Here is a 20,408-nt window from a genome sequence, read left to right as displayed (position 1 = left end):
TGCAGTTGCCGTTCAATATACTTCTTTACCCATTCTGGCAGGAGAATATGTAAGTATGTGCTAAAATACATGAATTATTTCTTAACAACAGCCTATATGCCCCGATTTCTTTGGATGGTGCAATAAAATACTATGTATTCTGCCGGTAACTGCTGATAAATGAGCGGGTTTCCTGTATATTTATACCTAATCCATTTCCTATTAAACCGCTGAATGAGGTGTCTTTTTCATGGCAAAGAAATTCGATTTTCATGTCATCCTTTTAGCCCTTCTGGTCCTTATCATGGGAGTGCTGATTTTTTATAGAATACCAGCCAACGGCTATTTCTTTATCTCCTTGGCTGGTGATACGTTCAATCAGTATGTCCATTTCTTTAATTTGTTCCATGATCTCGTCAGAAGCGGAGAAATGCCATTCTGGTCCTGGAACTACGGTCCCGGCGGAAGCTTTTGGAATGATTTCGGCTACTACATGCTTGGCGACATCTTTATCTGGCCACTGCTGCTCCTGCCAAAAGCCTGGTTTCCCGCATCATTCATTCCAATGACGCTTTTCAAGATTTTTCTGATCTGCTTAGGTACTTATTTATTGCTGAAAAAACTGGGCATCAACCGAAACATTGCATTGGTGGCAGGCATCGCGTATGGATTTGCCTTGTTCAATTTCGATCATTTTTACACCCATTATTTCTTTATGAACGCAACTGTATATTTTCCATTTATCCTGCTGGGCTACGAACGCTTTTTGTCTCAGCGAAAACCGGTTCTGCTGTTCACAGTCCTCGTTCTGGCCAGCATCAGCAATTTTTACTTTTTGTTTATGATCACTCTTGGCCTGTTTATGTACAGCGTGTTCCGGTACTTTACTGCCGAGCATACCCAAAAAACAGGAAAAGCATTTTTGCTTTTTCACCTCAAATTATCGCTTCTTTACTTGCTCGCTCTCGGCACTGCTATGATTATTTTTTTGCCGTCGGTCTTCAGTCTGTTGCAGTCTAATGCACTTCACCGAACCGGACAGCCGATTATCGACGTCTTGCTGCTTCCCGCTGAAGTGATTCAAAAGTTGCTGTGGCAAGGAGGCATCAATTTTTTGCCGCTCCTGGTCCTACCGCTCTTATTTATCAATGGCTCTAAAAAGAGATTTTGGATATACGGAGTTGCAGGTATTTTACTGGTTGCCATATTGATGGTGCAAAACCTTCATTTATTGATTGCCGGGTTCAGCTCGCCGTTCGAATTCAGAGCCTTTTTCATCTTTAATCTTTTCTTTATTATTCTGGGAGCCCGTGCTTTACATGACATCCGCTTCAAACAGGTCAAAAACAGCATATTGCTGATTTTCATATCGCTTCTCTTCTATTTGTGGTTAGAGAACAATCCGTTTACCCATTATGCGGAGTGGATCAAATTTCTACCTATAGCATTTGCCGTTCTATTTGCCGCAGGCCATTTCTTCACCAAACAGCGGATTCAATTTCCGTTGTTTACCCTTGCTGCTTCTGCTGTCATTGCCTATAGTTTCCTGCTTCCGCACAGTTTAATGACAGACCTGATCGCTCAATCGGATGGCGAGGATTTCGCAGAGACCCATAAAGGTGTTTGGGGAGTGTTGCCATTGATGAATGAGGAGCATTACAGAACTTACTTTGACAATCAAGAAATAAAAGACGGACTTGCACCAATTCAAGACGATTCCGATCTTTACCGCATCCTAATCAATTATCCGGGCATCCTTGGATACAATGCTTCTATGAGCTTTGGCTATCGTTCCTATATCGCCTATCAGTCCTTATTGGATTGGAACCTTCAACGGTTTGAAATGGATTATTTAGCGACTGCCGGCAACCGTCGACTGAATGTCATCAACGGCTTTCCTTCCAGCACTTTTTTAACTACTCTGCTGAACAATAAATATACGGTTTCTTTCGCGGGTCCCTACAACCTATATGGCTACGAAACCGTTTATGAAGAAGGAAATACCGTTATTGAAGAAAATCAATTCTTTCTGCCAATCGGTTTTTTATACGAATCAGCATTGCCGTTATCTTCACTTGGCGAGCCTTCGGATCCATTGCTGGATGAAAAGATTTTAAGAAACGCCGTTTTGCCGGATCAGGTTTTTGAGCAATCTGGCCTGAAGCCGGCTGAAGCAACAGCTTCTCAGACAATTGGTTCTTTAGAAAATGCCGTATTCGATGACAATACGCAAGTAGAATATCGGTCTGATGGAATATGGATAGCTTCTGAAACGCCAATCCAGATAAATATCCCTGTCCAGCCGCACGCACTTTCCGAACTGACTGTTTATGCTGATGTCCTCCCTTATACCGAAAATGAAGGTCTCACTATTCAAGCAGCCAATAATCTAGGGTCCAGCCATGTCCTTCAAAAAAATATGCGTTCCAACCGCTATGTGATTGATCAATACAATTACCTTGAAGCGAAAAACCAGGTATTGTTCCGCTTCGGAATGGATTCAGAAACCGACACTATTCAACTAACCATCCAACCGGGAGAATTTCTATTGAAGGATATTCAAGTAACCGCTGTTGATTATGGGGCATATGAAGAAATTGTCACAGCTTATCAAAACAATAGCCTACAGGACATTGAGTACGGCAATAATACTATTAACGGCCATTACAATGCAGAGGAGGAAGCCGTCTTATTTTTGTCAATTCCTTATTCAGAGGGCTGGAAAGCAAGCATTGATGGACAGCCGGTAGATACTTTTCCTGTCCACTCTGCTTACACTGGAATACTTGCCCCTTCCGGTGAGCACGCTATTGCGTTAAAATATAGACCGGAAGGATTTCTATCCGGTTTATTGATATCCATCATCAGTCTTCTCGGGGCGGCTTTCCTATTTATCCGCACTTTAAGATCGACTAAATAAAGAGAAATTCCAAACAGAGGAAGTCATCAAATTTCTGGAAAGAACGGGGAATACCATGAAGAAACTTTTAACAAAAGACTGGCGCAGCATTCTTATGTACCTCATCATGGGCGGCTGGACCACTGTCGTCAATATTGTCGTCTATTGGATTTGCGAAGAATTGTTCGGGCTCGATTACCGGATTTCCACAACTATCGCCTGGCTGTTCGCTGTCGTCTTCGCTTTTTTTGTCAACAAACGCTATGTTTTTAAAAGCGTCACCACCAATTGGCGCGACCGTTTTGCAGAGATGGGCTCCTTTTTTGGATTCCGGGTTCTGTCATTCTTCATGGACTTGGGTACCATGATGGTATTGGTCGGAATACTTAGCATCAACGGGACGATTTCCAAAATTTTAGCCAATGTCATCGTGCTTGTGGCCAATTACATTTTCAGCAAGAAATTCATCTTTAAGGACCGCAATGCTCCTATTGCAGAAAAAATTCAATAATCCACAAAAATGCCGGACAGGATGATTTCCTTGTCCGGCATTTTAGCGTTCTTTATAGATTTCCATCAGGCCGATGTGTTTTATACCCATCTCCATAATTTTAGGCAACCTATAAAGATAGAGAGATAGCACGAAAACCCATAGCTGCAAAGTGAAAATATTAAAGCGCTCGACTAATCCTGCATACGGCAAGTTATTATTTAGGACAATCGGTGCCGCCACCCCTGCCAAAACGATTATAAGGCCACAAAAAAGCGTAAACAGGCCGATGCTCCTGAAATTCTTTGTCAGCCATAAGCCATAACCGATAGAAAACAAGGCCCCCACTGTAATAATCATCACGATGGCTGTTATCGCCAAGTGTACCAAGTTTCCAAAGGTAAGCACGGCTCCTCCCTGCTCTAACGGAAATAGGCTATAACCGATTAATGAAATTGAATGCATAGCAACCAGCAAAAGCGCTCCAAACCGAGCAATTTGATGGACTTGATACTTACCGAAAAGCACAAATACTGTAACTGAAAAAACCACAGCGAAAATCCAATAAATCATTTTAAACATTAGTAGCATCTCTGCCTTTGGTGCCCCATTGCCAGTCAATTCGCTAATTGTTTGCCGAACATGGCTATAGCCCTCCAAAAAAATGCCTCCCATAATTACATGGGTTAGAAAAGCGAGTGCGCTGAGTAATCCACTTATCGCCAGTACTTGCCAAATACTTTTCTCCCTTGAAAACTTCATATCATCACCAACCTTAAAATATCTGAATATTCTATTATAATATACTTTATGGAAAATAAATGCTACTCTTTTAGGGATTATTTCTTACTGTCAGATGAATCAATTATTTCTAATCAAAAAAATCTGCCCATAAAGTCATAAATAAACTTTTTGAACAGACGTGTACTTTTTATAAACTTTTCATTTTTTCAGCTAACCATTCAAATGTCACTGCCACTTTTCCTCTAGGAATCAATTTGTATTGGTCTCCAATGCTGACCTCAAACATACAACCCGATTTTTCAGCTTTTAAATACCCTGTAATCCCGATGTCCATAATTTGTTGGGCTTGAATCAGTACAGGCGCAATCCGGTCCGGCGCTTCCTGGAAGTGGACATGGAACATGTTCGTAACCGGAATATGCGGTACAGTTGAAATTCCTTTACAGGAATTGAAGAAAGCTGCCAGTTCAACTGCGTGCTGGTAGTATTCTGCCATCCGGTCTTTGCGTTGTGCGAAGTAAGTTTCGGCGCTCAAAATATACGGGTACAACGAAATCAAGTCTCCCCCGTGCCGCTTTTTCCAAATTTTTGATTGTGCCATGAATTTTTCATCACCTGCTAAAACAGCTCCTGCGATTCCGCCAATCCCTTTATACATGGATAAATATACCGAATCAAATAAAGCACACACTTCTTTGACTGATTTTTCGTAATAAGGGAGGCATTCTAAAATACGTGCACCATCCAAATGAAGCTTTATGCCTTTTTGGCGGCAATAAGCTGAAATCTGACGGAGCGTTTCAAAACTCGGCAGTTGACCACCGATCTCCCGCTGCGGCAATTCCAATAACAAACAGGCTATGTCATCATCCATGGACGTTACATCTTCCAATTCAATGACTCGTTCTTTGTCAGCCAAAAGGATCGTTTGGATGCCATGCAATTCTTTCAATCCGTCTTCTTCATGGATTTCGAGATGGCTCAATGGATGATACGCTACTTTCTTAACGCCTTTTTCGTCACACCAAATCCGCAAAGCGATTTGCTGGGCCATGGTTCCGCTTGGGAAAAAGACCGCCGCTTCCTTCCCTAAAAACTCAGCCATCTGCCCCTGGAAATCCTCAATGACAGCACCGCTGCCATATTTATCACTTTTCACTTCTCCATCGATTGATCTAAAAGCCGTTTTTAAAACAGCTACGTTTCTCGGTCCATGTCCTGCCAATTGTTGCGTGGATTCTTCATAAGTTTCCAATAGTTCATTGCTGTTCATAATTGAGCCCCTGTCTCTGTCAGAATAATTGCATTTTATTGTTTACTATAACACGAATCACTGCTGCACAATCTGAAGAAAAGCGCATATAAAAATCCCATCTGCAATCAAATAAATGAGTGAAGATGGGATTGATTTAAATTAGTTTGAGCTTTGAGAAGAAACTTCAACCGGATGTTTTGCTTCATACAGCAACCCATCCAATTCAGCGCGGTAAGCTGCTGCCTGTTCGCCAGTCCACCCAAGCACGCTGCCCAGGTATGCGATGACCGCTTCTTTATGGGCATGTACCCAGTGAATATCAAAGTATAGGGCACCGGTACGGCGAATAAAGAAATCAATCGGTTTATAGGACGCTTCATATTCCATCGAATAGCGCAGCATCGCGTAGACCAATTGATTAAGCCCAGCACGCGCCGCTTCTTCTAATCCGGTTGTATAGAAGTGAAGAACTTTGTCCACATTTGCCCCATAGCGGTTGACAAGCATCCGCATGATGTCAGGTGTCAACCCCAAGCCTTTAGCTTGATGGATGCGGTCGGCCATGAACGTTTCAAAGCCTTTCGACCCGCCCACTTCGCCGCCGGAAATCGGCAAACGCTTCGTCGAACTTTTCGGGTAGGTGACGCCTTCTTCTTTTTTCAATTGCTCTGCTACCAGATCGGTAATGTGTTCACCCATCTTGCGGTAGCCAGTCAATTTGCCGCCCGCAATCGAAATCAAACCGGAATCCGATACAAAGATTTCATCTTTCCGTGAAATCTCGGATGGATCTTTGCCTTCTTCGTGGATCAGCGGACGCAAGCCGGCCCAGCTGGATTCGATATCCGCCTCTGTGATGGCTACTTCAGGGAACATGAAGTCAACTGCTTTCAAGACATAGTTGCGGTCCTCCAGTGTCATCGTAGGATGTGCGATGTCCTGCTTGTATACCGTGTCCGTCGTGCCTACATAGACTTTGCCTTCGCGCGGAATGGCAAATGCCATCCGGCGGTCCGGCATATCGAAATAAATTGCCTGTTTTAACGGGAAGCGGAGGCCGTCAAAGACTAAGTGAATGCCTTTTGTCAGCTGAAGCGTCTTGCCGAATTTCGAATGGTCTTTGTCGCGCAATGTATCAACCCATGGTCCTGCTGCATTGACGATTTTTTTTGCATACAGTTCGTTGATCTTGCCATCAATTTGGTCTTCCACTTGAATGCCGACCGTTTTGCCATTGTCGTAAATAAAACCTTTCACTTTTGCGTAGTTCATCGCCAAAGCGCCTTTTTCAACGGCTTTTTTCATAACTTCCATCGTCAGGCGGGCATCGTCGGTTTTGTATTCCACGTAATAGCCGCCGCCTTTGATGTCTTTTTTCTTCAATAGCGGTTCGCGGCGCAATGTTTCTTCCTTGCTTAACATTTTGCGGCGCTCGCCTTTTTTAACGCCTGCCAAAAAGTCATAGACGCGAAGACCGACATTCGTACTTAACGGTCCGAACGTTCCGCCTTTATAAAACGGCAGAAGCATCCATTCCGGAGTCGTTACGTGCGGTCCATTTTCATAAACGATTTCGCGTTCCTTGCCGACTTCGGCGACCATTTTAATTTCAAATTGCTTTAGGTAGCGCAAGCCGCCGTGAACCAATTTAGTTGAACGGCTGCTCGTACCTGCTGCAAAATCCTGCATTTCCACAACAGCTACATCCATGCCGCGCACGGCTGCGTCAAGTGCAATGCCCGCCCCTGTAATGCCGCCTCCAATAACAAGGACATCCAGTTGAGTCTGTTTCATTTGTTCATATCGTTCGTTTCTGTTTAAACTTGAAAATTTCATAAGTTGATTTGCTCCTTTTTCTGTATGAATTAGAGAATACGTAAATACTTTTTGAAGCATGCAGCGCTTCCACTCTACTTCCCTGTCTTGTAAAAATTCACACCATTCTTCTTTCAAGACTTTTCTGATCCACCTGTATCGCATTTTTCCATATAAAAAGAGAGAACAAGGCACAGCTGCAGAATTTATTCTGCAAAACTGGCTTGGTCTCTCATTGTCTCCGGCCGTTTATCTCTCGTTATTAACTTGTAGGTTATTTCACTGGTTTAAATGAACGTGTTGCCGCTACCGCGTTTTTCCAGCCTTCGTAAAGCTCTTCGCTTTTTTCATTAGGCATGTCGCGTGTAAAGGTCTTGTCAATCTGCCATTGCTTGGCGATCTCTTCTTTGTCTTTCCAGAATCCGACTGCGAGACCTGCTAAATAAGCTGCGCCAAGTGCTGTCGTTTCCTGAATCACCGGACGTTCTACGGGAACATCCAGAATGTCGCTTTGGAACTGCATCAGCAAATCATTGCCGACTGCTCCGCCATCAACGCGCAAGGTCTTCAATTCGATCCCTGCATCTTCTATCATAACATCTACGACGTCTTTTGTCTGGTATGCGAGCGCCTCAAGTGTCGCGCGGATGAAATGAGCTTTTGTCGTGCCGCGTGTCAGACCGAAGACAGCACCGCGTGCATCGGTATCCCAGTATGGCGTTCCAAGACCAACAAAAGCCGGAACCATATAGACGCCTTCTGTAGATTCAACTTGCATCGCGTAGTCTTCACTTTCCGGTGCATTTTCAATGATCTGCAATCCGTCACGCAGCCATTGAATAGCTGAACCGGCGACAAAGATACTGCCTTCAAGCGCATATTCGACTTTGCCGTCAACGCCCCATGCCAATGTCGTCAATAGGCCGTGCTCTGATACAACGCCTTCTTCACCCGTGTTCATCAACATGAAGCAGCCTGTACCATATGTGTTCTTCGCCATGCCTTTTTCAAAACAAGCCTGGCCGAATAATGCAGCTTGCTGGTCACCGGCAATTCCGGCAATCGGCACTTCGTGGCCGAAGAAATGATAATCGATGGTGTTGGCATATACTTCGGATGACTGGCGTACTTCAGGCAGCATGCTTTTCGGCACTGTCAGGATATCCAACAATTCCTGATCCCATTCCAAATCATAAATATTGTACATCAAGGTACGGGACGCGTTGCTGTAATCGGTAATGTGTGTTTTACCGCCTGACAATTTATAAACAAGCCACGAATCAACCGTTCCAAACATCAAATCGCCATTGTCCGCTTTTTCGCGGGCGCCTTCGACATTATCAAGAATCCATTTTACTTTCGTTCCAGAGAAATAAGCATCGATCAGTAGACCTGTTTTCTTGCGGAATAATTCATTCAATCCCTGCTCTTTCAAGTCATTGCAAATGCCGTCTGTCTGACGCGACTGCCAAACGATGGCTTTGTAGATCGGCTTGCCTGTGTTGCGATCCCAAACGACTGTTGTTTCACGCTGGTTGGTAATGCCGATGCCGGCAATCTGGCTTGGGTCGATATCCGATTTCCGCAGCACTTCAGCGATACAAGCCAGCACCGAGGTCCAGATTTCATTGGCATCGTGCTCTACCCAGCCCGGTTTCGGGAAGAATTGCTGAAACTCCTGCTGCCCGGTTTCGACGATTTCACCTTTATGGTTCAATAATACGGCACGTGAACTGGTTGTGCCCTGGTCTATGGATAACATATAATCTTTGCTCAAAACAATCTCCTCCAATGGGTTATGAAACGATTTTTTCTTCTAATTTATCAGCGGTTGTCCGCTCTTTTCTTAATTCTACACTTGCAGCACCGAATAAAACCAGGAACAAGGCGACACTCATGATCCAGAACGGCAACCCGTAAGCACCTGTGAACAATGCTTTATAAAATACGGCTCCGTATACACCGCCAAAAATAGGTCCGACAATCGGCACCCAGGCGTAAGACCAGTCTGAACTGCCTTTGCCGGGAATTGGCAGCAATGCATGTGCAATGCGGGGGCCGAGGTCGCGAGCCGGGTTGATGGCATAGCCTGTTGTGCCGCCAAGCGACATCCCAATTGCGATAATCAACGCACCGACTATCAATGGATTCAAGCCTTCTGTAAATTCGTTGGCTCCGATAAACAAGAGACCCATAACCAATACCGCAGTTCCAATAATCTCACTGACCAAATTGGAGAAAGGTCTGCGGATCGCAGGAATTGTTGCGAATACAGCAAGCTTCGTTTCTGATTCCTTGGTGCGCTCCCAATGCGGCAGGTAATTGAAGAAGACAATTGCTGCACCGATGATGGCCCCAAGAATTTGCGCGGTGATGTAAACCGGCACTTTAGCCCAAGGAAAATCTCCTACTGCAGCAAATCCGAGTGTAACTGCCGGATTCAAGTGAGCTCCTGAAAAACTGCCTACTGCATAAACCCCCATCGTCACAGCTAATCCCCATGCAATCGTAACGACGATCCAGCCGCTGTTTTCTGCTTTTGAATCCTTTAACACTACTCCTGCAACTACGCCGGCTCCAAAAATGATTAAAATCATCGTGCCGATTAGTTCCGCTAAAAATTCCGTCATTGTTTGCACCTCTTTGCTATTCGGTTAAGAACCATTTTTCAGAAAACGCAAAAAGACCCACGCTGAACCGAGCCACTTCTCCTAAAGAAGCGCTCATTTCAGTGTGGGTCTCCATTTCTCCAACACAGTTCTTAACTTGTAAATACTAAGTTACCAGTTTATGAAAACGCTGTCAACATTTTATATTTCCCAAAGTTCAGGCTGAGATGTTGAAATCGCTTTTGCCCCGCCGTCGTAAGCCAGTTGAATATCTTCTTTCGTGCGAATCAATCCACCTGCAATTACCGGGATGCCAGTCTTGTCGAATACTTCTTTAATGACCGAAGGAATAATTCCCGGCAAAATTTCGATATAATCCGGCGTTACTTGATTAATCAGCTTAATATTATGCTCAAGAGCCTGACTATCAAGCAAAAATAGGCGCTGTATCGTCAGCAAATGATTTTTCTTTGCCAAAGCGATGACATTGCTGCGTGTTGAAACGATGCCATCGGGTTTGACTTCCCTGACCAAATACTCGAATCCATAAGCATCCGTCTTCAGTCCCTGAATCAAATCCACATGCAGGATCACTTTTTTCTTAGCTTTTTTCGCAACCGTCACCAATTGCTTCAGCTGAGCCAATCGGATTTCTAAAAAAATAATGTATTCGTGATCGCTATTGAGCAAGCGTTCAAATTCTTTCATATTGCGCAAAACAGGCAAGACGCCTTGTAACTCATGCACCGGATTTCCTCCTCAAATAATCTCCTTCATTCTTAATGTAACATTATCCGCTCAAACTGATTCCCATTCAAAGATTTCGCATCGCCTGGCGCCTTTTGCCACATATAGGTCTTCTTTAACCAATGCTTCACAAGCTTCAACTGATTCGACTCTGTAAATGACCAACCCTCTGGAACCATCTGTAAACTTGCCATTGGCTGCAACTTGTTCATTCTTCCCCATATTTTTCAAAAACTCCAGATGCTAAGGGCGAAATTTCTGGCTCTTGTCAGCATCTTTCATCGGCAATGATACTGCAAAATATTTCATGTTAAAGCCCCTATGTTTTATTATAAAGAGCTGGTTATAAAAAGTCTTTGCATGGCAATAAAAAATGAATATACAAAATTTCCTTTTGATGAATTGAGCGCGAACCTTCCACATTTTTGTCTTATCGGCAGAATTTTTACCATTTATTTGGACATATTGTCCGATTTCACTAGAATACTGTCCAAACTGACGAAATACTGTCCGTTAAGGAATAAATACTGTCCATTTGCCTTCATTTACTTGCGAAACACCTTTTCCAACCTTTATAAACAGAGTAAACTGGAAGTGACTTACAAAACATCATCCATAAGGAGCTGATTGGCTGTGCAGATGACGAAAAAAGGACCTGTCTATCAATTGACGTTCATGCCCCGATTTTTCCCGGTAAACTGCTATGTGATTGACGAGGAAACGGAATTGACATTGGTCGATGCTGCCCTTGGCTTTAATGCAAAACAGATTTTATTGTCCATCCGAGTCATGAAGAAGCCTTTAACTCAAATCATCATCACACATGCCCATAGTGACCACATCGGAGCGTTGGATGCTATTAAACGCGAATGGCCGGATGCCGTTGTCAGTATGTCATCGCGCGACGCCCGGCTGTTAGCGGGCGACACCAGCCTGCTTCCCGGCGAACCCGATTCAGCGATTAAAGGCGGAGTTCCCAAAAATATTAAGACACAGCCAGACCGTTTGTTGGAAGAAAATGATCATGTAGGCTCCTTGAAAGTAGTGAATACACCTGGACACACTCCCGGTTCTATTTCGTTATTCAACACACGCAACCGGTTTCTCATTGCGGGAGACGCCTTCCAGACGCGGGGCGGCATCGCAGTTTCCGGAACGTTCAAAGTCTTGTTTCCATTTCCCGCCTTCGCGACTTGGGACAAACAGACGGCTCTAGAAAGCGCGCGGAAAATCCGCGAACTGAATCCTCAGCTGCTGGCAGTCGGTCATGGACAGATGATTGACAAACCGATGGATGCAATCGACTTGGCCATAGCGGAAAGTGAAAAAAACCTGCGTCAATAAAAAATGTCCTTTTCCCTGATAAGTGCCCATCCACTATTCAAACAGGAGAAAAAAACCGTTTACCCAGCAGATTTCTCTGGGCAAACGGTTTTCTTATTTCACTTCTTTACGGCCAACACGCATTAGCATGACCGGACGTGGCTCATCTAAAATTTCATCGACCTGCCGCGTCTTGCGGAAGCCCGTTTTTTCATAAGCACGGATCGCCACTGTATTGCGGACATCCGGATCGGTAACACAAAATTGGGTTTTTGAATCCTTAAAAATGATTTCTTTCAGGAATTTGCAGAGAACACGCGAACCAAGCCCTTTATTGCGAAAGTTTTTGGCACCTATCAACACATCCAGCCCAGCAGCTTTTTGCAGTTCCTCATATTTTTCGCAGCCGGGATAATCGCTCCAGTGGTAAGTCTGGATGTAACCAATCGATGTTTCTTCATAAAAAATGATATAGGGCTTTACGGGATCTTTGCCTTTAATGCTATCCGTAAATTCCTGGGCAAACTGGCCATACGTAGAACCTTGCCTATAGCCCCAAAACCGGGTGGCAGGCGGCTCTTTTGTAATCCACTCATAGAGCTGCGGCAAATGTTCACGCCGTAATCGACGAAAGCTGACTTTTTCTATATCCAAGTCCATCAAAACACCCCTTCCTTCTATTTTATAAAATAAAAGCCGCTCTCCGTTATTCAAATGAATAAACCAAGGCGGCATCAGCAATAGATTACGGTTTTTCCGTTTTATCCACAGGAGATTTCAAAATTTCATCCAAATGGTCAATCGGCAATGAAAAAATAGTTTCCACCGGCGCATAATTTCCGGCCAAACGGCCAATAGGCGCCAGCTTTTCTAGATTGATTCGGCCGTTTTGATAAAGTTCGTCTTTAACGTGGAACTTTACCAATTTGCCGATAATGAGATGGTCGTCACCCAGTTGAATGATATCGTGCAATTTGCATTCCATATTGACGGGCGCTTCCAGAACACGCGGCACAGAAACTTCAATCGATTCTGCTGCAGTCAAATTCGCATAGTCGAATTCATCGATTTCACGGGGTACATGTTCGCCGCTTTTCGCCATTTCATTGGCCAGTGTCGCAGATACGATATTGATGACAAACTCTTTGTTTTCCCGGATATTTTGAAGCGTGTCTTTGACAGTACCCGCACGCCCCTCTACACCTTCTCCAACAGAAAACGCCAGCATCGGTGGATTACGTGACACGACCGTAAAAAAACTGAAAGGTGCCAGATTTGCTATCCCATCCGAGGACATGGTCGACACCCAAGCGATCGGCCGCGGCACGACACTGCCTATCAATAGTTTATAGTTTTGTTTTGCTGTCATGTTCAACGGATCAATAATCATTTGTTCAGCCACCCTTCAAATGGTCAGCCCTAAAGACTTCCCTCTTCCTCTTTTCCCTTTCCGACCGATTATAAATCAGCTTTCCAGACAATAATTCGGTTTTCGAATCTCTAAGATAATTTTCATTTATGATATCTTTCATTAATTCGCTGCCGCCCCTTCTTTTCCCTTTATCTTTATGAAATACCCAACAAAAAATCCCGTCAACACAAGCTTTTCGCTTGAATTGACAGGATTATACTTTACTTTTTCAAATAGACTTTTTCTTCTTCAAGTTGCTGCGATTCGTATTGGCGATAGTTGGAATAGTATTCCTGGATCAGGTAAACTGGCCGCCCTTTTGTTTCAATAAAGATTTTGCCCAAATATTCACCAATGATTCCCAAAGAAATCAATTGGACGCCTCCCAGAAACAAAATAACGGACATCATGGACGGATAACCTGGAATCGAATCGTTGAAAATCAATGTCCGGAAGAAAAGGAACAACATATACATCAAGGCAAAAATTGATACGAGAATACCAAGAAAAGAGGATATTCTGAGCGGTAAAACGGTAGAAGACGTGATGCCGTCAATTGCCAGATTCACCAACTTCGGATAATTCCATTTTGTTGTTCCTGCTGCTCGCGGATCCCGGTCAAACAAAATTTCTTTCTTATTAAAACCGATCCAGCTGAACATCCCTTTGGTGTAACGCTGGGATTCACGGATTTTTTTTAATGCTTCGATGCATTTTCGGTCCAATAGACGGAAGTCCCCTGTATTGTTTTGGATCGGAATATTGGAAACCTTGTCCAAAATATTGTAATACGAATTGGAGGACCATTTTTTAAACCAGGTTTCCCCGGCACGGCTGTTGCGTTTCGCGAACACGTCGTCATATCCCTGTTCCCAGTATGAAATCATTTCGGGAATCATTTCCGGCGGGTCCTGCAGGTCTGCATCGATGATGATGACCGCATCTCCATTGACATGGTCAATACCTGCCAGCATTGCAACTTCTTTCCCAAAATTTCGGGATAGATTAATGTAGGCAATCTGTGGATGAAGTTTAGCCATATCCTTCAACATGTCGAGTGTCCGGTCCCTGCTGCCATCATTGACAAACAGAAACTCGAATTTGTAATTTGATATTTGTGTCGTTACCAGCAGCAAACGCTCTAGCAAGGTTTCTAAAACTTCCTCTTCGTTATAAGCAGGAATGAGGATTGTTATTAACTTCATTCATGTTTCACCTTCCGTTCATTTAGTTCTGATTAACGAGAATTATAGCATATCCAGCCGCTCAGCTCATAGAGACTAAAGAAACGCCCTATTTTTCCAAAACAAAGTTTGTTATTATTAGAAATGGAATTTATCAGCCAAATACTACTGAGATTACTAACGTATACGAGGAGCAAATTGAAAATGCCTGAACAATTTTTACTGAAATGGAAACTAGCAATCAAGCCACAATGGAAAACTGCTTTTCTATCGGCCGCCATTATCGGTTTCTTATGCCATATGTTTGTTTTCACAAACATCCTTCCCAATCACGACAGTCTTGTAAACATGCACAGTCCACAGCTGAAAGGCAATCTCGGCCGCTTCTTCCTGTCTCCATTCAGCGGAATAAGCTCCTATTTTGACTTGCCATGGATTAATGGAACTTTGTCTATTCTTTATCTGGCTTTGACGGCTGTGATTCTGACTGAACTGTTCCAATTGAAAAAGATCTTTTCGATTGTTGCAATCAGCGGATTGATCATCACGTTCCCTACTATCGCTTCAACTTTTTCTTATATGTTCACTGCAGATGGCTATATGCTCGGCTCCTTGCTGACAGTGCTTGCCTTGCTTATCACCAAAACCTATAAATACGGATTTGTTCCGGGTTCTGTCATTTTCTACTTAGGAGTTGGAGTCTATCAAGCTAACTTACCATTCCTGTCAACATTGATGATCATCTTTTTGGTCACTGAAATTGTAGGCAGAAAGATTACTTTCCAGCAATTAAAAAGCTATACGCTTCGCTTTTTCGGGTTAGGCATAATTGGAATGGCTTTATACGCCATCAACTTCAAACTATACACCAGCTTTTTTGCGGGCAATATTTCAAGCTATCAAGGCTTGGATTCAGTGGGTGACAGCAGTGGTTCCATCTTCGATCGCTTTGAGCAAGTCTTTGATTCCTTCACGCTCTTCTTTTTCCGGGGATTCATCACAGACTCACCGATTAATTTGTTTGAATGGTTAAATGTCGCCATATTCCTGCTTATTGCCGTTGGTTTTATTCTGTTGACGATTCAGAATCACATCTTCACCAATATTCCAATGACAGTGATTGCCATTGCATTGCTATTGCTAATGCCTCTATCTGCTTATATTTTATACTTTGTTTCATCCGATGTTGTTTACCATATGCTGATGGTGATGGCTCTGGTCAGCTTTTACATGCTGCCGGTTCTTTTCTACGAGCATCTCACCAAACCAAACTTTGCTGCCAAAGCATTTTCATGGACTTCAGTTGTAATTGTATTTGTGGTAGCTTTCAACTTCTCCATCATTTCTAATATTTCGTATTTGAATATGGAGCTAAAGTATGAAAAATCAACAGCATTCGTTAACCGTCTGATCAGCAGAGTTGAACAAACCGAAGGTGTCACCTCCGAATCGAAACTGGCATTAATCGGCCGTGTTCAACTGGGTTCATCTTTGAGCACAAGAGTCATTCCTGAGAATATCCCGAGAATGACCGGTCCTTTAGGTGATAGTATTATACCGCTTCCTTACCATTACAGCGCGATGATGAAAGATCATTTTGGTGTTAATTACCAATTTATTTCTGAGCCTGAGCGCCAAGAAATCGCAGCCTCAGAATGGTTTGCGGAAATGGAGGCTTGGCCTTCGAAAGATTCTGTTCGGGTCATCGATGATGTGGTCGTAGTGAAACTCCAAAAATAAGAACAAGCCAAACACGGATCTATTTTCCGCTGTTTGGCTTGTTCTTTTTCTATATGTAATTTTGTCTATATCATTTGGCAAATTCCGGATATAATGGAGGAAATAGCAGAAGGAGGCGTAGCGATGAACACCGACCAAAAACTGAGACAATGGCAAGAAGCTGGATTAATGGATTCAGAAACAGCCGAACGAATCCTAGCTTTTGAAAAGCGTCAGCCTACTCCGAGGAAGCTGCCCTTGCTTCTGATAGTCGGATTGATTTTCTTTTCGCTGGCTGTTTTCAGCTTTATCGCAGCCAATTGGCAGGCTATACCCGACTTGGCAAAAGTGCTGCTGATGCTCGGCTTGATGTGGCTCTTTTACAGCATTGCTCATTTCTCACAGAAGAAAGCAGTTGGCCATCCGCTTCTTTTCAGGGTTATCGGTCTTGCGATGTTCGGCGCGACTTTATTGACAGCTGCGCAGACTTTCCATTTCCCTTTGGCAAACTCTCTTTTGCCTTGGGCTATGTTCCTGGCATCGCTAGCTCATTACTTTTACTGGCGAAACCTCATTTATTCGGTCATCGCTTTTCTCTTCGGTGGAGCCGTCTTGATTTCGTTCCTGCCTGATATCGGATGGACGGAATGGGGGATCTTTGTAATCATTACTGCAGCCTGGTTCTACTTCAGTAAAAGTTTTGCACCTGTGGCCTTTAGTTGGATCCTGCTATTCGCTTCGGGATTCATGCTATGGGGGCTAGTGGACTATGACAGTTCGCTATGGCCAATCTGGACCTTGTTCGCGCTTGTCCTCCTCCTACTGATCGTTCCGGAAAATAAACAGCGAACCATCCGGCCGCTTTATTTGATAGCAGCAGGCATGTTGCTAGTAGTATATTTAGCGGTTCGCGGACAAACCTTCATTAGCATAATTGATGAAAGCCATATGGCAGAAGCCATTGCTCTGGCATTCGCAGGCATTGGCATATTCGCACTTAGCTTTTTCAAATTCCGCTCCATCACCTGGGTGGCAGTGCCCGGAGCAATTGGTTTGCTGCTTTACGAGGAAACGGCTATCGGTCTGGCGGTAGTTGCCGAATTGGCAGGGTTAGCCTACTTGATTTTAGCACAGCGTCAGAACGAACCTTTAGGACTGGGCTTTGTCTACTTTATCATTGTTCAATTCGTCATCTATATTATTTATGCATGGGAACGGCTCGATATGTCGCTCTTCTTCCTGATTGGTGCATTGCTTCTGTTCCTGCTGTCAGCTATGGCCTGGTGGATTAACCGCAGGAAAGAAGGTGCGAAGTTATGAAAACATGGCTTTTCCCAATCGTCCAAACTGCAGTTGTCGTAATTCTGCTAATGAGCTATTACGCAGCATCTTGGTTTGGCGAACAATACATTTTACGAGCTGAACCTTTTGACCCTTTTGATCCGTTTTACGGAGAATATGTCTTGCTGCAATATCCCGATTTGAAGTCGAACTCCATTACAGATGACAGCTCCGTTTACTTTACTCTAAAAGAAGCTGACGACGGATATGCAGTTATTGACCGGATAGAAAACGAACCATTTTTTGGGGCCATTGAAGGTTCCATTTATGGCGGCAGCGTCACAGCTCCTCAATTGGAGCAATTTTATGTAGAGCAAGGACAAGGACCCTTGCTCGAATCAGCACGTGATCTGCAGGTAACCATCGATGTTTCAAGCTGGGGAACCATTCGGCCGATCAACTTGCAGGAACGTTCAGAATAAGCCAATAAAAAAGTTCAATCAGCTGCCTGATTGAACTTTTTTCTATTCCATCTCCTATTGTCCTTCCGTACCATAATAATCTGTATACGCATCATCTTTTTGAACTTTGACATTATTGAGCACCGCTCCAAGCAAACGGCTTTTTGTTGAAGCGGTAATCGCTTCTTTCGCTCTAATCGCATGTTCTTTTTCTGTCTTTCCGGAATTCACTACTAAAATCGTGCCTTCACACCGATTTGCTAAAATCACACCATCTGTTACAGAAAGGACCGGAGGGGTATCGAAAATCAGCAAATCATATGCATCCAATGCCTGTTCAAAAAGAAGATCCATATTGTGAGAGCTTAACAATTCTGCAGGATTCGGCGGAATAGGACCGCATGGCAAAAGATCGAGATTTTCAATTTCAGCTGATTGAATCGCTACTTTTAACGCAATTTGACGGGCTAATACATTTGATAGCCCTCGCGCATTGCTGATTTTAAACGTGTTATGCATGGTTGGTTTTCTCATATCGGCATCGATGAACAAGACACGTTTCCCTTCCTGCGCAAAAACAATCGCTAAATTGGAAGCCGTTGTTGATTTGCCTTCTGAATGAGAAGCGGAAGTAACGACCAGCGACCGAATATCTCCATCAGGAGAAGTGAAATGTATATTCGTCCGCAAGGTTCTGAACTGTTCTGACACCCGAGATTTCGGGTTTGTGAATGCTATCAGTTTTCTATTTTTCACTTCGGGTTTGTTCTTCTTTTTAACCATTCATTCATGCCTCCCTGCGTTTAAAGGCAATCGGCTCATTTGCCGGAATGTCTTCTTCTTCATTCATAGGCGAAATAGCTCCAAGCACTGGAATCCCCAAAACATCCTGAATATCCTTTTCAGCTCTCAGGGTTGTATCCAAATAACGCAGAATCAATGCGGTGGCTGCTCCAACCCCTAGACCGACAATTGCACCCAGTAAAATATTCAGTGGAGGATTTGGCGATACCGGTGTTTGAGTCTCCATGGCAACAGCCGGTGATAAAATCGAAACATTATCGACATTCATCAATTCCATGATTTCCGCTTCAAAAACTTCAGCTGTTCGATTCGCAATTTCAACTGCTGCGGCAAGGTCTTCGTCCTCCACCACAACCGTCAGAAGTTGAGAACTCTCGGCAATTTCAATGGAAATTTTGTTCTGTAACTCTTCGTAGGACATTTCCAACCCTAGTTGGCTGATTACTTGCTCAAGTATGACCGGGCTTTGAATGATTTCACTGTATGTAGCGACCAATTGCAAATCAGTTTCGATACTTTGAGTGTCCAGCCCTGCTTCATTCTGTTGTTGGCTGATCAGGAGTTGAGTAGACGTTTGATAAGTTGGGGTAATCAGGTAATACGATATTAATGCCGTGATGATCATGAACATGATGGTTATAGCCAGAATCAAACGAATCCGATTCTTTAAAATTCCATATATTTCACGCAGGCTGATGGTTTCTATCATTTCGCCACCCCTCCTTCCTATTGGATATGCATATATTTTATTGAGCGGCAGCTCTGGACATAAGATACCCGAATCCTATTCGCTCATCTACTGAGCTATGGGACATCAATTCGAATGATTGATGTCCCAGATTTTCTTAAGGCCCGTTGTCATCGGCGATCAACTTATGTAAGCACCGTGCGCCGATTATCCGTGTCCCAGCCAATGAATGCTTGAGCAGCACCTAATCAAATTAGAAATGCTCTGCTTTCCGTCAATACGCGTCTTTCGAACCAAACAGTACGAGAATCGTCTTGAAAATCAATTTTATATCCATCATCGTATTTCGATTGCGGATGTAATCTAAGTCCATTTCGACCCACTCCTGAAAGCTGATATTGCTTCTTCCGTTAACTTGCCAAAAACAAGTCAATCCCGGAGTTACACTAATGCGCTGTTTTTCGTAATTTGTGTATTGAGCTACTTCGTCAGGCAATGCAGGTCTCGGACCAACGATACTCATATCGCCATTCAATACATTGACCAGCTGAGGCAATTCATCAATGCTCGTTTTTCTGATGAATTTTCCGATTTTTGTAATTCTCGGATCGCTTTTGATCTTGAATACTGGACCTGATGCTTCATTTTGCTGTAGCAAAGAGGCTTTCAAATCTTCTGCATTACAGACCATGGAGCGGAACTTGTACATATCGAAAGTCTTGCCGTTTTTGCCAACTCTTTTCTGTTTAAAAAATATCGGTCCTTGAGGATCTTCTAATTTTATCAACAGGCTGACTATTAATAACAAGGGGACCAACGCAATTAAACCCACTAATGAACCGGCAATGTCCAAAAAGCGTTTCGTATACAAATAGCCATTGCTGGTATTTGTCTTCACACTTTCGAACACCATTTCACTGTACCTTGTATTTACGTTCATTTTTTCTTTTTCAGGAGCGGACACTGACATTTGAATCACCACTTTCATCTTTAATTCCC

At 43.5% G+C, this 20,408-nt stretch carries 19 protein-coding genes; 6 read left to right on the top strand and 13 right to left on the bottom strand.

Annotation, left to right across the window (positions count from 1 at the left end; genetic code table 11):
- Positions 1-229 precede the first annotated feature (229 nt).
- Both FQV26_RS04875 and FQV26_RS04870 read left to right on the top strand, forming a co-directional pair.
- Positions 230-2,899 carry a YfhO family protein gene (locus FQV26_RS04875; RefSeq protein ID WP_146556238.1) on the top strand — a complete coding sequence of 890 codons (2,670 nt, stop codon included), beginning with the start codon at positions 230-232 and terminating at the stop codon, positions 2,897-2,899.
- 55 nt (positions 2,900-2,954) lie between these two features.
- The gene (locus tag FQV26_RS04870) at positions 2,955-3,389 is read left to right on the top strand and encodes a GtrA family protein (protein ID WP_146556237.1); all 435 of its coding nucleotides are present in this window, start codon (positions 2,955-2,957) and stop codon (positions 3,387-3,389) included.
- 42 nt (positions 3,390-3,431) lie between these two features.
- Here the strand turns inward: FQV26_RS04870 and FQV26_RS04865 are convergent, their stop codons facing one another.
- From FQV26_RS04865 to FQV26_RS04835, 7 genes are all read right to left on the bottom strand, one after another.
- Positions 3,432-4,130, bottom strand: coding sequence for a DUF998 domain-containing protein (locus FQV26_RS04865; RefSeq protein WP_146556236.1), 699 nt, complete (start codon positions 4,128-4,130; stop codon positions 3,432-3,434).
- A 169-nt stretch (positions 4,131-4,299) separates the two neighbouring features.
- The gene (locus tag FQV26_RS04860; RefSeq protein WP_146556235.1) at positions 4,300-5,385 is read right to left on the bottom strand and encodes a threonine aldolase family protein; all 1,086 of its coding nucleotides are present in this window, start codon (positions 5,383-5,385) and stop codon (positions 4,300-4,302) included.
- Positions 5,386-5,526: 141 nt separating this feature from the next.
- Positions 5,527-7,203 carry a glycerol-3-phosphate dehydrogenase/oxidase gene (locus tag FQV26_RS04855; RefSeq protein WP_146556234.1) on the bottom strand — a complete coding sequence of 559 codons (1,677 nt, stop codon included), beginning with the start codon at positions 7,201-7,203 and terminating at the stop codon, positions 5,527-5,529.
- A 253-nt stretch (positions 7,204-7,456) separates the two neighbouring features.
- A complete protein-coding gene (glpK, locus tag FQV26_RS04850; RefSeq protein ID WP_146557764.1) occupies positions 7,457-8,944 on the bottom strand; it encodes a glycerol kinase GlpK in 1,488 nt (495 codons plus the stop codon).
- 34 nt (positions 8,945-8,978) lie between these two features.
- Positions 8,979-9,821 (bottom strand): MIP/aquaporin family protein, encoded by an 843-nt coding sequence (locus FQV26_RS04845; RefSeq protein WP_261384263.1) that lies wholly within the window; start codon positions 9,819-9,821, stop codon positions 8,979-8,981.
- A gap of 171 nt (positions 9,822-9,992) precedes the next feature.
- Complete coding sequence (locus tag FQV26_RS04840) at positions 9,993-10,538, bottom strand: glycerol-3-phosphate responsive antiterminator (protein ID WP_146556232.1); 546 nt, start codon at positions 10,536-10,538, stop codon at positions 9,993-9,995.
- 51 nt (positions 10,539-10,589) lie between these two features.
- The gene (locus FQV26_RS04835) at positions 10,590-10,769 is read right to left on the bottom strand and encodes a YciI family protein (RefSeq protein WP_397430469.1); all 180 of its coding nucleotides are present in this window, start codon (positions 10,767-10,769) and stop codon (positions 10,590-10,592) included.
- Between the two features lie 402 nt (positions 10,770-11,171).
- Here FQV26_RS04835 and FQV26_RS04830 point away from each other — a divergent pair, with 402 nt between their 5' ends.
- A complete protein-coding gene (locus tag FQV26_RS04830; protein ID WP_146556231.1) occupies positions 11,172-11,882 on the top strand; it encodes an MBL fold metallo-hydrolase in 711 nt (236 codons plus the stop codon).
- Positions 11,883-11,975: 93 nt separating this feature from the next.
- On the opposite strand, the gene FQV26_RS04825 is transcribed toward FQV26_RS04830, so the two are convergent.
- From FQV26_RS04825 to FQV26_RS04815, 3 genes are all read right to left on the bottom strand, one after another.
- Complete coding sequence (locus tag FQV26_RS04825) at positions 11,976-12,521, bottom strand: GNAT family N-acetyltransferase (RefSeq protein ID WP_186759625.1); 546 nt, start codon at positions 12,519-12,521, stop codon at positions 11,976-11,978.
- Between the two features lie 85 nt (positions 12,522-12,606).
- On the bottom strand, positions 12,607-13,251 hold the full coding sequence (locus FQV26_RS04820) for a flavin reductase family protein (RefSeq protein ID WP_146556229.1): 645 nt from the start codon (positions 13,249-13,251) through the stop codon (positions 12,607-12,609).
- A gap of 242 nt (positions 13,252-13,493) precedes the next feature.
- Positions 13,494-14,477: a glycosyltransferase gene (locus FQV26_RS04815; protein ID WP_146556228.1), complete on the bottom strand. Its 984-nt coding sequence runs from the start codon at positions 14,475-14,477 to the stop codon at positions 13,494-13,496.
- 183 nt (positions 14,478-14,660) lie between these two features.
- Here FQV26_RS04815 and FQV26_RS04810 point away from each other — a divergent pair, with 183 nt between their 5' ends.
- The 3 genes from FQV26_RS04810 (at position 14,661) to FQV26_RS04800 (ending at position 17,938) form a co-directional block, all read left to right on the top strand.
- On the top strand, positions 14,661-16,196 hold the full coding sequence (locus tag FQV26_RS04810; RefSeq protein ID WP_146556227.1) for a glucosyltransferase domain-containing protein: 1,536 nt from the start codon (positions 14,661-14,663) through the stop codon (positions 16,194-16,196).
- A gap of 123 nt (positions 16,197-16,319) precedes the next feature.
- Positions 16,320-17,495 (top strand): DUF2157 domain-containing protein, encoded by a 1,176-nt coding sequence (locus FQV26_RS04805; RefSeq protein ID WP_146556226.1) that lies wholly within the window; start codon positions 16,320-16,322, stop codon positions 17,493-17,495.
- On the top strand, positions 17,492-17,938 hold the full coding sequence (locus tag FQV26_RS04800) for a GDYXXLXY domain-containing protein (RefSeq protein ID WP_146556225.1): 447 nt from the start codon (positions 17,492-17,494) through the stop codon (positions 17,936-17,938). Before FQV26_RS04805 ends, FQV26_RS04800 begins: the two co-directional genes overlap by 4 nt.
- Positions 17,939-17,992: 54 nt before the next feature.
- Here the strand turns inward: FQV26_RS04800 and FQV26_RS04795 are convergent, their stop codons facing one another.
- The 3 genes from FQV26_RS04795 to FQV26_RS04785 form a co-directional block, all read right to left on the bottom strand.
- A complete protein-coding gene (locus FQV26_RS04795; protein ID WP_146556224.1) occupies positions 17,993-18,700 on the bottom strand; it encodes a CpsD/CapB family tyrosine-protein kinase in 708 nt (235 codons plus the stop codon).
- 4 nt (positions 18,701-18,704) lie between these two features.
- A complete protein-coding gene (locus FQV26_RS04790; protein ID WP_146556223.1) occupies positions 18,705-19,430 on the bottom strand; it encodes a YveK family protein in 726 nt (241 codons plus the stop codon).
- Positions 19,431-19,683: 253 nt separating this feature from the next.
- Entirely contained in the window at positions 19,684-20,397 is a 714-nt protein-coding gene (locus tag FQV26_RS04785; protein WP_146556222.1) for a sugar transferase, read from the bottom strand.
- Positions 20,398-20,408: the final 11 nt, after the last annotated feature.

Source organism: Planococcus sp. CPCC 101016 (assembly GCF_007859295.1).
Classification (GTDB): domain Bacteria; phylum Bacillota; class Bacilli; order Bacillales_A; family Planococcaceae; genus Planococcus.
Note: the sequence above shows the minus strand (reverse complement) of the source record. Positions and strands in the feature narration are given on the sequence as shown.

What these genes read in the sequence shown, in the direction of transcription:
- FQV26_RS04815 (WP_146556228.1), bottom strand. Translation starts at nt 14,477, where the DNA reads ATGAAGTTAATAACAATCCTCATTCCTGCTTATAACGAAGAGGAAGTT.
- FQV26_RS04820 (WP_146556229.1), bottom strand. Translation starts at nt 13,251, where the DNA reads ATGATTATTGATCCGTTGAACATGACAGCAAAACAAAACTATAAACTA.
- FQV26_RS04810 (WP_146556227.1), top strand. Translation starts at nt 14,661, where the DNA reads ATGCCTGAACAATTTTTACTGAAATGGAAACTAGCAATCAAGCCACAA.
- FQV26_RS04795 (WP_146556224.1), bottom strand. Translation starts at nt 18,700, where the DNA reads ATGGTTAAAAAGAAGAACAAACCCGAAGTGAAAAATAGAAAACTGATA.
- FQV26_RS04800 (WP_146556225.1), top strand. Translation starts at nt 17,492, where the DNA reads ATGAAAACATGGCTTTTCCCAATCGTCCAAACTGCAGTTGTCGTAATT.
- FQV26_RS04855 (WP_146556234.1), bottom strand. Translation starts at nt 7,203, where the DNA reads ATGAAATTTTCAAGTTTAAACAGAAACGAACGATATGAACAAATGAAA.
- FQV26_RS04790 (WP_146556223.1), bottom strand. Translation starts at nt 19,430, where the DNA reads ATGATAGAAACCATCAGCCTGCGTGAAATATATGGAATTTTAAAGAAT.
- FQV26_RS04870 (WP_146556237.1), top strand. Translation starts at nt 2,955, where the DNA reads ATGAAGAAACTTTTAACAAAAGACTGGCGCAGCATTCTTATGTACCTC.
- FQV26_RS04875 (WP_146556238.1), top strand. Translation starts at nt 230, where the DNA reads ATGGCAAAGAAATTCGATTTTCATGTCATCCTTTTAGCCCTTCTGGTC.
- FQV26_RS04865 (WP_146556236.1), bottom strand. Translation starts at nt 4,130, where the DNA reads ATGAAGTTTTCAAGGGAGAAAAGTATTTGGCAAGTACTGGCGATAAGT.
- FQV26_RS04860 (WP_146556235.1), bottom strand. Translation starts at nt 5,385, where the DNA reads ATGAACAGCAATGAACTATTGGAAACTTATGAAGAATCCACGCAACAA.
- FQV26_RS04785 (WP_146556222.1), bottom strand. Translation starts at nt 20,397, where the DNA reads ATGAAAGTGGTGATTCAAATGTCAGTGTCCGCTCCTGAAAAAGAAAAA.
- FQV26_RS04805 (WP_146556226.1), top strand. Translation starts at nt 16,320, where the DNA reads ATGAACACCGACCAAAAACTGAGACAATGGCAAGAAGCTGGATTAATG.
- FQV26_RS04825 (WP_186759625.1), bottom strand. Translation starts at nt 12,521, where the DNA reads ATGGACTTGGATATAGAAAAAGTCAGCTTTCGTCGATTACGGCGTGAA.
- glpK (WP_146557764.1), bottom strand. Translation starts at nt 8,944, where the DNA reads ATGTTATCCATAGACCAGGGCACAACCAGTTCACGTGCCGTATTATTG.